Raw genomic sequence first — 13,873 nt, 5'->3', positions numbered from 1 at the left:
ACCTATAACCCGTGACGCCTGCCGTCAACGACGCGCGAAAGGTTCCGATGAACAGCGTTCTCACCGCACTCCGCGTGTTCGAGGAGGTCGCGACCACGCAACCGGTCGGGCTCTCGGAGTTGAGCAAGCGCCTCGACGTCCCCAAGAGCACCGTGCAGCGGTGCCTCAGGACCCTCGCCGAAGCCGGCTGGCTGCGCCCCTCGACAGCGAACGCCGGGCAGTGGGTCATCACCGGCCGCGCGTTCAGCCTGGGCAGTGCGATGTCGTCCGGCGACGACCTGCGCGAGGTCGCACTTCCCGAACTGAACCGCCTGCAGGCGGAGACAGGTGAGACGATCCATCTCGCCGTGCCGGACGGGAACGAACTGGTCCTGATCGAGCGACTCGACAGCGCCCATCAACTGCGCGCCTTCCTTGCGCTCGGCACGCGCCTGCCCCTGCACGCCGCGTCCACCGGTAAGGCCTATCTCGCGTCGCTGCCCGACGCGCGGATCGAGGACTTCCTCGCGACCGAGCTTCCTTCGCTGACCGAGCACACCGTCACCGACCCGGCGGCGCTGCGCGAGGAGATCGCCGAGATCCGCGCCCGCGGGTACGCCGTGACCGAGCAAGGGCTGCACGACGGCATCGCCGCCGTCGCCGTCGCGCTGCGCGGGCGCGGTGGCGCCGTGCGTGGCTGCTTCAGCATCTCGGGTCCGGCCTCGCGGCTGACGCCCGACCTCTTCCCCGACTACGGCGCGAAGGCGCTGGCAGCGCGAGACGTGATCGAGCGTCGCCTGCCCTGATCCGCTCCGAGCGGCACCGGCGGAGCCTGCCGCCTCTGGACATATCGCTTGTCGATAGGTATAACGATTATCGATGGTATCGACAATCGATAAGTCCGCCGTCCGGCGAGTTCGGAGACGACCATGAATTCCACCCACGACACCGACCGCCCCCAGGGCCCGGGCGCCGAACCCGACACGCTCTCCCCCACCGAGACGTCGAAGAAGGACCGCACCGACCTGTGGGCGTCCCTCACGGTCTTCGCGCTGACCTCGTTGATCGTGCTCTTCACCTACGTCCGCGACCTCGTGCGCTCGCTCGGCGACGGCATCGTGACCGCGCGGGTCCGGTTCGACGACGCGGCAGCGGCGCCGGTGCTGTCCACCCCCAACGGCGTCGACCTGCAGACCGCCTCGACGACGGTGATCGACGTTCCGACCGACGCCCTCTCACCCGTCAGCGTCGGCTTCCTCCGCGCCGGGGAAGCGTTGCAGACCCTCGGCTATCTCGCAGCCCTGGCCCTGCTGAGCTGGATCGTCGTGCGATTCGCTCGGGGCCGGTTGTTCGACCGGGGTGTCATCCGGCTCGTGTGGATCACCTCGATCGTGGCGATCGCGACCATCTTCGTCCCCACGATCCCCCGCACCCTGGGTACCAACATGCTGATCCGGGACGTGGACATGAACGAGGTCCTCTCGAACGCGCCCCTCGGGCCGGAGTTCTGGTACGCCTACGTCTTCTGCATGGTGATCTCGGCCGTGGGTGTGGTGCTGCGGATCGGGAGCCGCATGGCGCGCGACAACGAAGGACTCGTCTGATGCCTCCGGAAACCGAGCATGCTGTCCGGTGTCATCTCGACGAGCTGCTGGCCGATCGGGGCATGACCCTCACCGAATTGGCCGACAAGGTCGGCGTCAGCGTGGTGAACCTGTCTGTACTCAAGAACGGACGCGCCCGCGCGATCCGCTTCTCGACCCTCACCGCCCTGTGCCGCGTACTGGATTGCTCTGTGGGCGACATTCTTTCGGTCGACTGACCGACCCTGGAAAACGGCGATGCCCGGAACCTCGTGGGTTCCGGGCATCGCCGATCGGTCCGGCCGGTGGCGCTCCGGCTGACGCACGGACCTGTTTCCTCTATTCCCCGATCGCGGGAAGAATGCGGGTGCGGACCTCACCGAAGCCGATGCGGGTCCCGTTCGGGCCGGGGGCGGTGGCCGTGATGGCGATCTCGTCGCCGTCCTCGATGAAAGTGCGGGTCTCGTCGCCGACCTGCACGGGTTCTGCTCCGCCCCAGGTGAGTTCGATGAATGCACCGCGCTGGTCCTTCTCCGGGCCCGAGATGGTGCCGGAGCCGAACAGATCACCGGTGCGGGTCGCGGCACCGTTGACCGAGGTGTGGGCGAGCATCTGCGCCGGCGACCAGTACATCTGCGCGTACGGCGGACGCGACACGACGTGCCCGTTCCACTCGACCTCGAGATCGATGTCCAGGCCCCACTTCTCGGTGCCCTTCAGGTACGGCAGCGGTTCCGGGTCCTGCACCGGGGTGTCGATGCGGGCCGCCTCGAGCGCGGCGAGCGGAACGACCCACGGCGAGATCGACGTCGCGAAGGACTTGCCGAGATTCGGGCCCAGCGGCACGTACTCCCACGCCTGGATGTCGCGAGCCGACCAGTCGTTGAGAATGACGGCACCGAAGCAGTGGTCGGCGAACTCGTCGGGGGTGATCTGCGAACCCATCGGGGAGCCGACACCGACGATGAAGCCCATCTCGGCCTCGATGTCGAGGCGGATCGACGGACCGAAGACCGGCGCAGGATCGTTGGGGCCCTTGCGCTGCCCGCACGGCCGCACGATGTCGACGCCCGAGGTCACGACGGTGCTCGACCGGCCGTGGTAGCCGACGGGCAGGTGCTTCCAGTTCGGCATCAGCGGGTCGGGGTTCTGCGGGCGGAACAACCGGCCGAGGTTCGACGCGTGGTTCTCCGACGCATAGAAGTCGACGTAGTCGGCCACCTCGATCGGCAGGTGCATCGTCACGTCGGTGACGGCGAAGACGGCCTCGTCGGCGACATCACCGGCGACGAGTTCCTTGATCGCAGCGCGGACTTCGTCCCACCGGGCGCGGCCCTGGGCCATGAACGCGTTGAGTGACGGCTCGGCGAAGACGACGTCGTCCTCGAACACACGGCTCAGGTCGAGGACCGAATCTCCGACGCGGACACCGACGCGGGGTTCGCTGTCGGCCGTGGAGAAGATGCCGTACGGCAGGTTGTCGAGACCGAAGAGCGAGCCCTCCGGAATGGCGATGGTGGTCATGCGTTCGTTCCTTCGGTGATCGGGGAAACGGTCGAGGGCACCAGACCGAGGCCGAGCAGATCCTCGAGCGGTTCGGCGATGCTGCAGGTGCCGTACGACAGGAAACGGCGCCGGACCTCTGCGGCCCGGTCGTCGGACAGGGCGCCGAGGCGGGCGGAGAGCACTGCCTCGTCGCGTTCGGCGAGCACGGAAGCGACCTCGTCGGTGTCTGCTCCGGACAGCACCGCGTCCACCGCGGCCAGCAGGTTCACGAACCCGTGCTGCTCGAAGCCCGTCTTCGGGTCGGTGTTGCGCACCGCATGGTGCAGACCGGCGGTTGCCTTGAACGGAACACCCGTGGTGACGACCGTGCCGACCGCCGCGGCGAGTTCGGCTTCGTCGGGATAAGCCTCGGCGACGACGCCGCCGGTGCGGAACTTGGCCGCGTAGGGCGTGCCGACCATGCGGGCGAGGATCTCGGCGCGACGCTCGTCGCGCGGAACCTCCACGAAGATATCGACATCCGGGAGGTCCGCGGAGATCTCGGCGAGCGCTGCGAACAGCTCGTCGACGGATTGCTCTGCGGGGACCGCGATCTCGAGTGCCACCACGGACACCGAGTCCATCGCGTCGACCTGCTCCAGGGCAGGCCGGACGGCGGCGGTGCCGGTCGGTGCGGTCAGGCTCAGGGCCAGCTCACCGGGATACGGGTGCTGCGCGAGGTGGTCTGCGAGTTCACCGAGGCGACCCGCCGGGAAGACGAACGCTCCGACGAGCGGTGCGTGCGCGGACGAGCGGTGCCCGGCGTGGGCGGGGACGGCGACGGGCAGCGGGGCGTTGCCCGGAGGGAACAGCGCCGCGTCGTCGCACAGTCCGGTCAAAAGAGGTCCGAAAGTCACTTGGCTGCTCCTGCATTGCGGTTCCAGCTGCCGGCGTAGGCGGCGTCCTCGCACGCGAGCGCACCCTCACCGAGTTCGAGGGGGCGGAAGGTGTCGACCATGACGGCGAGCTCGTCGAAGAACTCCACACCGATGCTGCGCTCGTAGGCACCGGGCTGCGGGCCGTGCGCGTGACCACCGGGGTGCACCGAGATCGAACCCTGGCCGATACCCGATCCCTTGCGGGCCTCGTAGTCGCCGCCGCAGTAGAACATGACCTCGTCGGAGTCGACGTTCGAGTGGTAGTACGGCACCGGCACGGCCAGCGGGTGGTAGTCCACCTTGCGGGGCACGAAGTTGCAGATGACGAAGTTGTTGCCCTCGAACGCCTGGTGCGCCGGCGGCGGCTGGTGGACACGGCCGGTGATGGGCTCGTAGTCGTGGATCGAGAAGGTGTACGGGTACAGGCAGCCGTCCCAGCCGACCACGTCGAAGGGGTGGTGCGGCATCAGGTAGCGGGTGCCGACGACGCCGTGCGAGGTGCGGTGCTTGACGAGCACCTCGACGTTCTCCTCCTCGACCTGCATCAGTTCGGTCGGGCCGTGCAGGTCGCGCTCGCAGAACGGCGCGTGCTCGAGGAACTGCCCGAACTTCGACAGGTAGCGCTTCGGCGGCACGATGTGGCTGTTGGCCTCGATCGTGTAGGCGCGCAGCGGTGCGTCGCCCTTGGGCACCCAGCGGTGGGTGGTGGCCATCGGCAGCAGGACGTAGTCGCCGGCCTTCGCCTCGAGCGGACCGAAGACCGTCTCGACGGTGGCCTCACCGGACTCGACGTAGACCATCTCGTCGCCGACGACGTTGCGGTACAGCGGCGAGGGCTTGGACGACACGACGTACGAGATGCGCACGTCGGCGTTACCCAGGACCAGACGACGACCGGTCACGACGTCCGTCTCGGCCCAGATCGTCTCGGGGAACAGATCGTGCAGCTTCAGGTGCCGCGGCTTGAGCGGGTGGTTGGGCGTGGTGGTCTGATCGGGCAGCTTCCACTCGGTCGCGTCGACGATCGCCGACGGGATGTACCGGTGGTAGAGCAGCGCCGAGTCGGACGAGAAGCCCTCCTCGCCCATGAGCTCTTCGTAGTACAGGTTGCCGTTCTCGTCACGGTGCTGGGTGTGACGCTTCGGCGGGATGACGCCGAGCTGTCGGTAGAACGCCATGATCTGACTCCTCGCGGATCTCGGGCGTGCGGGGAAGGTCGCTCGCCTGGAATTAGTAAATACGTTAACTAACCGGAGGGCGTGAGCGCAACCACAGGGAGGTCACGAGGCTGTGTCAGTTGCGTCCGCGCACGTCGAACTGGCTGCGGTTGGTGATCAGCTTGTTCAGGAGCATCACGAGAATCTGCTGCTCGGTGGGGGTGAGCACCTCCACCCAGGCCTCCTCGCGCTCGTTCTGCGCGCGGAAGCTGTCGCGGATCTCCTTCTCCCCCGCTTCGGTGAGCGACAACTGCACCGAACGCGCGTCGTGGCTGACCGGAGTCTTCTCCAGGATTCCCGCTTCGACCAGCGGTTTCGCCAGATTCGACACGGCAGCACGACTCATCCCGGTGAGCCGCGCGGCAACGTTCGGCTCGATGGGGCCCGCGAGCCAGATGACGAACATGAGCCGGTAGGCCGACCACGACCGGCCACGCGGACGGTGAACGGCGGCCTCGAGGTCGTAGGTGACGATGTCCGACGCCCGGTTGAGCGTGAGCAGGACTTCGGTCGCACTGCGGTGATGTTCGCCGAACTTGCTGTTCAGACGCTCCTGCGCGAGTTCGACGAAGGACCAGTAGTCGAGGTCGCGGGGTCCGGACATGCGGTCACAGTACCGCAGATCCGGGATAATTCATCCATTTACTATCTGGTGATCAGAAGAGCGGATACACGAAGTGCCCGACGCCTCCGCCGGGTGCGCTCGACCCCGTCACGTTGGGCAGGTTCGCGGGCAGACGCTGAAGCTTGTGTGGCCGGCCTTCGAGGTCGGCCTGCCAGCAGTCGGTCGTCACGCCGTGGAAGCCCTGACACACGATGCGGGTGTTCGTGCCGAACGGTGAGGTCAGCCGCGGCTCGTTCACCAGCGGGTTCCAGTAGGCGAGTTCGTCGGGGGTGAGCCAGTTGGCGGGGTCCACGTCGTACACGTAGATCGGACTGTTGGGTTGCTGGACCGGCCATTCGTCCTGCGCCGACGCCACGCCGGCGCCCCCGAGGACGATCCCTCCTGTCACTGCAGCGACCGATCCGGCTCGCAGTACCCGTCGAAATCCGTTCGCCATCGTTCCCCTCCACCCCGTGTCTCGAGGACCCGTGCCTCCCGGACATCGAAACACGGACCACGCGGTCCGGATATGGGAATGCCGGAATTGTCGGCCCCCGACGGGCTCCGACAATTCCGGCTGCACCACAGGACTAGTCGGTGCGGAGTTCGATGCCCTTCGTCTCCTCGATGAAGAAGACCGCACCGAGGGTGAGCAGCGCACAGAACACGAAGTACCCCGCCGGTGCCAGCGAATTCCCGGTGACGTCGATCAGCCACGTCGCGATGAACGGTGCGGTGCCACCGAGGCACATGTTCGTCACGTTGTTCCCGAGAGCGATACCGCTGTATCGCACGGACGCCTTGAGCATCTCGACATAGGTGACGAAGGAGGCACCGTTGACCACCGACACGCAGATGAACAGCACGGACTGGCCGACGACGGCCTGCCAGACGGTGCCGCCGGACATCAGCATGAACATCGGAACACCGACGATCGCGGATGCGGCACTACCGGCGAACAGCACCGGCTTGCGCCCGTACTTGTCGGCGAGATAACCGGCGATGGGCAGCGTGATCACACCGAGTACGAGAGCGAGGCAGGTCGACAGGAACGCGACGGAGGACGACAGCCCACCCGTGGTCTGGAGGTAGGTCGCGGCATACACGGAGGCGATGTAGTAGCCACCGATGATGAGCGCACCGAGCAGGATGATCTTGACGACGCTTCCGCCCGACGTCTTCAGCAGCTCGGCGATGGGCAGCTTCTTCGTCTCACCCTTTTCCTCGAGTTCCTCGAACTGCGGGGTGTCCTCGAGATGGTTACGGATCCAGATGCCGACGACACCGATGACCACGCTGAGCAGGAACGGGATGCGCCATGCCCATTCGAGGATCTGTTCCTCCGAGAAAGTGGACGTGATGCCGAGCGCCACGAGAGACGCCACCAACGACCCCAGGTAGGTACCCGAGTTGACCATGGACGTCTGCGTCGCGCGCCAGCGTGCCGGTGCGGATTCGGAGACGAATGCGTTCGCGCCGCCGAGTTCACCGCCGGCCGCGAAGCCCTGAAGGCAGCGGGCGAGCACGAGCAGAACCGTCGCCCACACACCGAGAGTTGCGTAGGTGGGCATCAGACCCATGGCCGCGGTCGCCACGACCATGAGCAGAATCGTCCACGACAGTGCGTTCTTCCGGCCGTACTTGTCACCGATGTGCCCGAAGAAGATGCCGCCGGGCACCCGGAGGAAGAACGCCACGGCGAAGGCCGCGAACGTACCGAGCAGAGCAGCTGTCTCGTCTTCGGAGACGAAGAACAGGGTGGCGACCATCGTCGCCATGTAGCCGTAGATACCGAAGTCGTAGTACTCGACGATGGTGCCCACGACGGCAGCACGAATGACCTTCGTCGTCGACTGCTTCGGCTGCGGAGTGCCGACCTGGGGTGGACTCACTGCGGGGGATGCCGCGTCCGATCCGAGCATGTTCGTGTCCTTTTCGAATGTGAGGGGAGGAGGCGCTACACGCCGGCAGCGCCGAGTGCGGTGCGTGGAGCGGCGCCGGATGCAGCCGACCGGGCCGCGTTGAGGCCGGCGATGCGGCCCATGGTCAATGCGTTGGCGACGGCGTTGCCGCCGCCCACATAGCGGAGGCCGAGGATGCCGGCGCCTGCTTCTCCGGCCGCGTACAGGCCGGGAACGACGTTCCCGATGGTGTCGAGAACTTCCGCGTTCGGGTTGATCTCGAGCCCGGCGTGGGTGCAGACCAGTTCGGCGGGCAGCATACGTGCCGCGTAGAACGGTCCCTCCACGATGGGGTCGGGGTTCGAGGTCGATCCCTTGTTGGCGAGGGTGCGATGCCGCAGGAACTCGGGATCGATCCCGTTGGGCAGCTGGGTGTTCCAACGGTCGATCGTGGTGACCAACGCATCGACCGGTACGCCGATGAGGTCGGCGAGTTCGGGGAGGCTGTCGGCACGCAGGGTACGACCGGCGTCGGCTTCCTCTGCGATCCGGTCGGCGTCCCAGTCGGTGTAACCGGCGGGGAGCCCGGTGCGTGCCTTCTCGTCGAAGATCGCCCACACCGGCCCGTCCTGACGATCCATGAGACCACCGGAGACCGCGTACGAGGCGTCCTCGTCCATGAACCGCCGGCCGGACTTGTTCACATACACCCGCGACTTGGGCGGGAAGCCTGCCTGCCAGTGGTGGTAACGCTGGAAGTAGGCGGTGGGCATGGTCAGCCCCCAGTCCTTGCCGGCGATCGCCGAGTCGACCTGTTCGCCGAAGCGGAAGTGGTCGCCACGGCTACCCGGGGCGGCGACGACGAAGAGCGACTCGCCGGCTCCGAGCGGATACGGGTAGTACTGCTCGAGCAGGTCGCGGTTCTGCGCGAAGCCACCGGACGCGACCACGACGGCGTGGGCACGGACCTCGATGTCGTCGGCGACGACACCGACCACACGTCCGTCCTCGACGAGCAGCCGCTGGACCCGGGTGCCGAGCACGGCTTCCACACCGTGTGCGCGACGTGCACGGTCGAGGGTCTGCACGAGTCCGTAACCCTGGTCCTTCGGCACGTGCCCGCGCCACACGTCTTCGACGCCGGCCTGGCACAGACCGGGCATGTGCGCGTTCGACGATTCCCGGGCGGGGATCTCCACACCGAGACCGATCAGCCACTCGAGGGTGGGGCCCGCATTCTCGCAGAACGCACGGACCAACCCGGGTGTGAGGACCCAGTGGTTCAGATCCATGTAGTGCTGGAAGAACTTCTCGGCGGAGTCCTCGATACCGAGACCGCGCTGCACACTGGTGCCTGCCGCAGTGAACAGTCCCGCGGAGAGTTGCGTCGACCCACCCAGTTCGGTTTCGGATTCGAACAGCAGGACGCTCGCGCCGGATTCGGCAGCGGACACTGCGGCCGCGAGACCGGCACCGCCACCACCGATCACCACGACGTCGATGATGTCGTCATTCATGAGAGTTGATCTCCCGTCTCCGCGATGATGCGGTGATAGAGGCCGTTGGACGTCATGCCGCCGTCGACGGTCACTTCGCTGCCGGTCATGTAGCTCGAACGATCCGACAGCAGGAAGAGCACAGCGTCGGTGATCTCGTCGACGGTGGCCATCCGGCCGGCCGGAACGCTGTTCAATGCGGCACCGACGAACGCGTCGGCGCCGCCGAGCAGGGCCGTGCCCACGAGGCCGGGGTGAACCGAATTGACGCGGATACCCCAGCGCGCGAAGTTCCCCGCCGCGGATTTGGACAGGCCCCGCAGGCCCCACTTGCTCGACGAATAGGCCGGAGAGAAGTAGCCGATCTGCCCCGAGATCGACGAGATGTTGACGATCGAGCCGCCGCCGCTGTCGCGCATGAGCGGAGCCACCGCCTTCATCCCGTAGAACGGGCCGAACAGGTTGATCCGCATGGTCTTCTCCCAGACGTCGTCCGGGGTGTCCATGAATTCGAGACGTCGGGAGATGCCGGCGTTGTTGACGAGTCCGCCGAGTTCACCTCGCTGGGAGCGGATCTCGTCGACGACTCGCTCCCATGCCGCGGCGTCGGACACGTCGAGCGTATGCGCCGATGCGGAACCACCGGCCGCCTCGATCTGTTCGACGACCTCGGACGGGTCGTGGATATCCGCAAGGCACACATGCGTTCCCCGCGCAGCAAGCGCACGGGCATGATTGGCGCCCATTCCCCCGGCCGCGCCCGTGACGAGCACGACCGAGGGGTACGACACGGATTCGACGACGCTGTCAGACATGACGCGATCCACCGTCGACGGCGATCGAATGTCCGGTGACGTAGCGGGCGCTGTCGGAGAGCAGGAACAGCAACGGTCCGAAGACCTCCTCGGGGGCACCGAGCCGGTGCAGCGGGACGACGTCGAGCGCGTGCTTCAGTGCGGCCGGGTCTTCCTGGACCCACCGGGTCATCTCGGTATCGATATAACCCGGAGCGATCGAGTTGACACGGATTCCCTTGTCGCCGAACTCGACTGCCAGCGATTCGGTCAGATGGGCGACGGCGGCCTTGGAGGCGCAGTATGCACCGCGGCCCTTGCGCACACGCAGCGCCGAGACCGACGACATGTTCACGATCGCGCTACCGGGCTCCATGTGCCGCGCCGCGGCCTGCGAACCGAAGAGCACGCCTTCGACGTTGACGTCCAGGGTCGCCGCGATCTGATCCTTCGAGATCTCCTCGGCGAGGGCGAACGGGAAGATGCCGGCGTTGTTGATCCAGAAGTCGATGCGACCGAACTCCTGCAGCGCGACCTGCGCGAGCGCCTCGTGCTCCGCCGGATCGGTCACGTCGACACGTGCTCCGATCATCGTGCCGGGTGTCTCGACGAGGGCTTCGACGGCGAGATCGGTGTTGATCTGCTCCGCGGTCTCCTTCATCTGCACGTCGTTGATGTCGCCGCCGACCACGTGCACGCCGCGCGTGGCCAGACCGCGCGCGAACTGGGCACCCATGCCGCGGGCCGCGCCGGTGACGACGGCAACCTTGCCGGCCATCTCCGGGTAGAGGGCGACGATCTGGGCGGTGACGGTACGGCCCGGGTTCTGGGCGTCGACGGTCATGGGTGATTCCTCCGAAATGTGGAACGAATAGGAAAGAGATGCGACGGTCAGCTGTCGTCGCGGGAGACGACGCGGCGGGCTATGCGCCATTCGCCGCCGGTGCGCACGACGCGGTCCTCGATGGTGGTGAACCGGACGAGCCTGGATTCGCCGCCACGAACGGTGGCCACGATCTGCAGATAGGCCCGCACACGAAGGACGTCCTCGTCGACGCGATAGGTGGCCAGGTTGGTGACGACGTGCCGATGCACTTCCCCTGCTGCCCGCGCGCCGGCGTGGAAACGCTCGGCGAAGGCCGCGAGATCGTCGGTGCCTGTCACGGGGGCGGGGTAGCTGGGCGAGCAGAACTCACCGTCGGCGGTGAACGTCTCGGCCCACTCGCGCGCAGCGCCCTCGTCGATGAGGTGGCTCTGCCGCCCGTAGAGCTGGTGGATGTGGGCGAGAACCGCCGCGTCCACGTAGTCGGTCCGTGTCATGTCGTACGAAAACCATCCGTGTGTGCGATAATCGCACTTAGTGTGCGATTAACGGAAATACTAGGTGTTACAGTTCACAGACGTCAAGGGAGGTAACGGGGGTCATGACACAAATGCGGGATGCACCTGCACAAGCGGGGGATCTGGATCTGCCGCGGATCGAGCCGGATGCCGGCATGTCCAAGACGCTCCACAACGGTCTCGAGATCCTGGAACTGCTCGCGCGGAACCCTCATGGTCTGTCAGTCAGCGAGATCGCCGAGAGCCTCGACGTACACCGCACGGTCGCCCACCGTCTCGTCCGGACACTCGAGGCGCACCGACTGTGCCGCCGCGACGACCACAAGCGCATCTCGCTGGGCACCGGCCTGGTGACACTGGCCGAATCCGTCGAGCAGGACCTACGGACTCTGGCCCGGCCGATCCTCGAGGATCTCGCCGACGGCGTCGAGGCCACCGCCCACCTCGTCGTCCGCGAATCCGACACCGTGGTGCGCGCGATCATGGTGATCGAACCCCGGCGATCCGATGTCCACATCGCCTTCCGCCCGGGCCAGGTCCATCCGTTGGATCGAGGCTCGGCCGGTCTGGCGATCCTCGGATCCATGCCGCCACGCCCCGACGAGCGCCCGGAAGTGACCCGAGCGCGACAGACGGGCTATGCGGTCTCTGCCGGCGAGGTCGTATCGACCACTATCGGAATCTCGGCAGCAGTGCCGACTCGTCCCGGGGGTACGCAGGCGGCGATAGGTGTCTCGGTCTTCGACGCCACCGATGAAGCCCGACTCGCGGCGGCCGTGGTCTCTGCGGCGGCGGCTCTCGGCGAGTTGCTCCGGTGACCGATGGCATGGTGAGCGGGTCGGAGTGACAGATCACGCAGCCCGACTTCGCGTGCGTTCGAGCACTCGAGCCCTCCGACAGCACACACCTGTGTGCACAATCGACAGGTGAGTTCAACCCAGTCGACCACCGATCCGCACCACGGCACCCTTCGCAGCCCGCGCTTCTGGCTCGCGCCCTTCGCTGTCGTCGCAGCGATGATGAGTGCCCTGGCCTACTTCTATCTCGGCGCACTCCTCGATCCGAGCGAGAACCTGAGACAGTTCCCGATGGCCATCGTCAATCAGGACGTCGGCGATGTGCTGCCCGGATCGGACGAGCGACAGAACTTCGGCGACCAGATCACCGAGGGCATCCTCGACGGCATCGATCCCGAGGAGATCGACCTCCGACGGATGGGAATCTCGGCCGCCAACCAGGGCCTCGACGACGGCAGCCTGTACGGCGCGATCGTCATCCCGAGCGACTTCACCAAACGCATCTCGATCCTCGCGCAGGCCTCGGTCGTTCCCGGTGACATCGAGAAGCCGATCATCACCCTCTACACGAATCCCCGGACGGGCGCGTTCGCGACGGGCATCGTCACGACGATCGGCGACCGCGCGCTGACCCAGGTGAACGACACGGTCGGGCAGCAGCTGACCGAGACCGTCACCGCGACGCTCGCAGAGTCGGCACCCGACCTGCAATTGTCCGGAGCATCCAGCCTCGTCCTGACCCAGCCGATCGATGCACTCACCGTCGAGCACAAGCCGCTGCCCGACGGGACGGGCGCCGGCCTGTCCGCCTTCTTCTACACCCTGCTGCTGATCCTGGCCGGCTTCACCGGCGCCACGATCATCAACGCGGTCGTCGACAGCGCCCTCGGTTTCGTGCCCACCGAATACGGCCCCCTCTACATCGCGCGGGAGACCACCCGGATGTCGCGCCTGCAGGTGCTGGCACTCAAGTGGGGCATCACGGTGGTCATGTCGTTGATCGTCTCGGCGTTGTATGTGTGGATCGCCACCGCACTCGGCATGCCGGCGCCGCGCGCGCTGCTGCTGTGGGAGTACGGGGCGCTCGCGATCTCGGCCGTGGGCATCACGTCCCTCGCGGTGATGTCGATCTTCGGCGCGGCGGGCCTGCTGGTGAACCTGATCGTGTTCATCGTGCTCGGCCTGCCGTCGTCCGGTGGCACCATTCCGATCGAGGCCACCCCGCGGATGTTCGAATGGTTGTCGACCTTCGAGCCGATGCACCAGATCTATCTCGCGGTGCGGTCCATCCTCTACTTCGACGGACGACCCGACGCCGGGCTCGGCCACGGCGTGACGATGACGATCGTCGGCGTCGTGTTCGGTCTCGTCGTCGGCGCCCTGGTGACGTGGATCTACGACCGTGTCGGTTTCCACCGGGCCGCGGACGCACCCGTGCGTCTGCCCTGGCGGCCGTCGCGACAGCACGATCGGAATTCGGCGGTCGCGACCGACACGGTTCGTTCGGACGACAGCGTGGACACGCGTGAGGACGATCGGGACGATACGGGCGAATCCTCCGGCAGCTCCGAGCATTCGGGCGACAGCGAGGGGCCCGCGAACGAAATGGGGGACCCCGCCGCGCGTCGGGGGTAGCGGCGGAGTCCCTCCACTACCACGGTAGTGGCGGTTCTCTCGGGGATCGCTCTCGGTACGGGTGAATTCCAGGGTGAATCGAGGGGTTGCCGCGCGTCGGGGT

15 protein-coding genes are annotated in these 13,873 nt (G+C 66.7%); 5 read left to right on the top strand and 10 right to left on the bottom strand.

Annotation, left to right across the window (positions count from 1 at the left end):
• Nucleotides 1-47: 47 nt before the first annotated feature.
• From ACPCXD_RS01270 to ACPCXD_RS01260, 3 genes are all read left to right on the top strand, one after another.
• The gene (locus ACPCXD_RS01270) at nucleotides 48-785 is read left to right on the top strand and encodes an IclR family transcriptional regulator (protein WP_106201641.1); all 738 of its coding nucleotides are present in this window, start codon (nucleotides 48-50) and stop codon (nucleotides 783-785) included.
• A 123-nt stretch (nucleotides 786-908) separates the two neighbouring features.
• Entirely contained in the window at nucleotides 909-1,583 is a 675-nt protein-coding gene (locus ACPCXD_RS01265) for a hypothetical protein (RefSeq protein ID WP_423657992.1), read from the top strand.
• Nucleotides 1,583-1,801 (top strand): helix-turn-helix domain-containing protein, encoded by a 219-nt coding sequence (locus ACPCXD_RS01260; RefSeq protein ID WP_064256486.1) that lies wholly within the window; start codon nucleotides 1,583-1,585, stop codon nucleotides 1,799-1,801. The genes ACPCXD_RS01265 and ACPCXD_RS01260 overlap by 1 nt, the downstream gene beginning before the upstream one ends.
• Before the next feature lie 100 nt (nucleotides 1,802-1,901).
• On the opposite strand, the gene fahA is transcribed toward ACPCXD_RS01260, so the two are convergent.
• From fahA to ACPCXD_RS01210, 10 genes are all read right to left on the bottom strand, one after another.
• Nucleotides 1,902-3,086, bottom strand: coding sequence for a fumarylacetoacetase (fahA, locus tag ACPCXD_RS01255; protein WP_159417326.1), 1,185 nt, complete (start codon nucleotides 3,084-3,086; stop codon nucleotides 1,902-1,904).
• The gene (locus ACPCXD_RS01250; protein WP_423657989.1) at nucleotides 3,083-3,964 is read right to left on the bottom strand and encodes a hypothetical protein; all 882 of its coding nucleotides are present in this window, start codon (nucleotides 3,962-3,964) and stop codon (nucleotides 3,083-3,085) included. The genes fahA and ACPCXD_RS01250 overlap by 4 nt, the downstream gene beginning before the upstream one ends.
• Complete coding sequence (locus ACPCXD_RS01245) at nucleotides 3,961-5,163, bottom strand: homogentisate 1,2-dioxygenase (protein ID WP_016692511.1); 1,203 nt, start codon at nucleotides 5,161-5,163, stop codon at nucleotides 3,961-3,963. The genes ACPCXD_RS01250 and ACPCXD_RS01245 overlap by 4 nt, the downstream gene beginning before the upstream one ends.
• Before the next feature lie 115 nt (nucleotides 5,164-5,278).
• Nucleotides 5,279-5,806, bottom strand: coding sequence for a MarR family winged helix-turn-helix transcriptional regulator (locus tag ACPCXD_RS01240; RefSeq protein WP_016692512.1), 528 nt, complete (start codon nucleotides 5,804-5,806; stop codon nucleotides 5,279-5,281).
• Between the two features lie 52 nt (nucleotides 5,807-5,858).
• A complete protein-coding gene (locus tag ACPCXD_RS01235; protein WP_423657986.1) occupies nucleotides 5,859-6,263 on the bottom strand; it encodes a hypothetical protein in 405 nt (134 codons plus the stop codon).
• Nucleotides 6,264-6,396: 133 nt separating this feature from the next.
• Nucleotides 6,397-7,728, bottom strand: coding sequence for an MFS transporter (locus tag ACPCXD_RS01230; protein ID WP_016692514.1), 1,332 nt, complete (start codon nucleotides 7,726-7,728; stop codon nucleotides 6,397-6,399).
• 35 nt (nucleotides 7,729-7,763) lie between these two features.
• Entirely contained in the window at nucleotides 7,764-9,224 is a 1,461-nt protein-coding gene (locus ACPCXD_RS01225) for an FAD-dependent oxidoreductase (protein ID WP_106201105.1), read from the bottom strand.
• Nucleotides 9,221-10,018 carry an SDR family NAD(P)-dependent oxidoreductase gene (locus ACPCXD_RS01220; RefSeq protein WP_026061203.1) on the bottom strand — a complete coding sequence of 266 codons (798 nt, stop codon included), beginning with the start codon at nucleotides 10,016-10,018 and terminating at the stop codon, nucleotides 9,221-9,223. Before ACPCXD_RS01220 ends, ACPCXD_RS01225 begins: the two co-directional genes overlap by 4 nt.
• A complete protein-coding gene (locus ACPCXD_RS01215; protein WP_106201104.1) occupies nucleotides 10,011-10,841 on the bottom strand; it encodes an SDR family NAD(P)-dependent oxidoreductase in 831 nt (276 codons plus the stop codon). The genes ACPCXD_RS01220 and ACPCXD_RS01215 overlap by 8 nt, the downstream gene beginning before the upstream one ends.
• A gap of 47 nt (nucleotides 10,842-10,888) precedes the next feature.
• The gene (locus ACPCXD_RS01210; protein ID WP_106201103.1) at nucleotides 10,889-11,317 is read right to left on the bottom strand and encodes a nuclear transport factor 2 family protein; all 429 of its coding nucleotides are present in this window, start codon (nucleotides 11,315-11,317) and stop codon (nucleotides 10,889-10,891) included.
• A 176-nt stretch (nucleotides 11,318-11,493) separates the two neighbouring features.
• Between ACPCXD_RS01210 and ACPCXD_RS01205 the strand changes: the two genes are divergently transcribed.
• Together ACPCXD_RS01205 and ACPCXD_RS01200 are read left to right on the top strand one after the other, a co-directional pair.
• Entirely contained in the window at nucleotides 11,494-12,156 is a 663-nt protein-coding gene (locus tag ACPCXD_RS01205; protein ID WP_189637522.1) for an IclR family transcriptional regulator, read from the top strand.
• A 108-nt stretch (nucleotides 12,157-12,264) separates the two neighbouring features.
• Nucleotides 12,265-13,770 carry a YhgE/Pip domain-containing protein gene (locus ACPCXD_RS01200; RefSeq protein ID WP_423657982.1) on the top strand — a complete coding sequence of 502 codons (1,506 nt, stop codon included), beginning with the start codon at nucleotides 12,265-12,267 and terminating at the stop codon, nucleotides 13,768-13,770.
• Nucleotides 13,771-13,873 lie beyond the last annotated feature (103 nt).

Origin of the sequence: Rhodococcus sp. AB351 (assembly GCF_049538275.1) — a bacterium.
GTDB lineage: Bacteria > Actinomycetota > Actinomycetes > Mycobacteriales > Mycobacteriaceae > Rhodococcus.
Note: the sequence above shows the minus strand (reverse complement) of the source record. Positions and strands in the feature narration are given on the sequence as shown.

Bases quoted from the DNA above. Each gene is read 5' to 3' on its own strand.
- ACPCXD_RS01270 (WP_106201641.1), top strand. From the start codon at position 48: ATGAACAGCGTTCTCACCGCACTCCGCGTGTTCGAGGAGGTCGCGACC.
- ACPCXD_RS01265 (WP_423657992.1), top strand. From the start codon at position 909: ATGAATTCCACCCACGACACCGACCGCCCCCAGGGCCCGGGCGCCGAA.
- ACPCXD_RS01260 (WP_064256486.1), top strand. From the start codon at position 1,583: ATGCCTCCGGAAACCGAGCATGCTGTCCGGTGTCATCTCGACGAGCTG.
- fahA (WP_159417326.1), bottom strand. From the start codon at position 3,086: ATGACCACCATCGCCATTCCGGAGGGCTCGCTCTTCGGTCTCGACAAC.
- ACPCXD_RS01245 (WP_016692511.1), bottom strand. From the start codon at position 5,163: ATGGCGTTCTACCGACAGCTCGGCGTCATCCCGCCGAAGCGTCACACC.
- ACPCXD_RS01240 (WP_016692512.1), bottom strand. From the start codon at position 5,806: ATGTCCGGACCCCGCGACCTCGACTACTGGTCCTTCGTCGAACTCGCG.
- ACPCXD_RS01235 (WP_423657986.1), bottom strand. From the start codon at position 6,263: ATGGCGAACGGATTTCGACGGGTACTGCGAGCCGGATCGGTCGCTGCA.
- ACPCXD_RS01230 (WP_016692514.1), bottom strand. From the start codon at position 7,728: ATGCTCGGATCGGACGCGGCATCCCCCGCAGTGAGTCCACCCCAGGTC.
- ACPCXD_RS01225 (WP_106201105.1), bottom strand. From the start codon at position 9,224: ATGAATGACGACATCATCGACGTCGTGGTGATCGGTGGTGGCGGTGCC.
- ACPCXD_RS01220 (WP_026061203.1), bottom strand. From the start codon at position 10,018: ATGTCTGACAGCGTCGTCGAATCCGTGTCGTACCCCTCGGTCGTGCTC.
- ACPCXD_RS01215 (WP_106201104.1), bottom strand. From the start codon at position 10,841: ATGACCGTCGACGCCCAGAACCCGGGCCGTACCGTCACCGCCCAGATC.
- ACPCXD_RS01210 (WP_106201103.1), bottom strand. From the start codon at position 11,317: ATGACACGGACCGACTACGTGGACGCGGCGGTTCTCGCCCACATCCAC.
- ACPCXD_RS01205 (WP_189637522.1), top strand. From the start codon at position 11,494: ATGTCCAAGACGCTCCACAACGGTCTCGAGATCCTGGAACTGCTCGCG.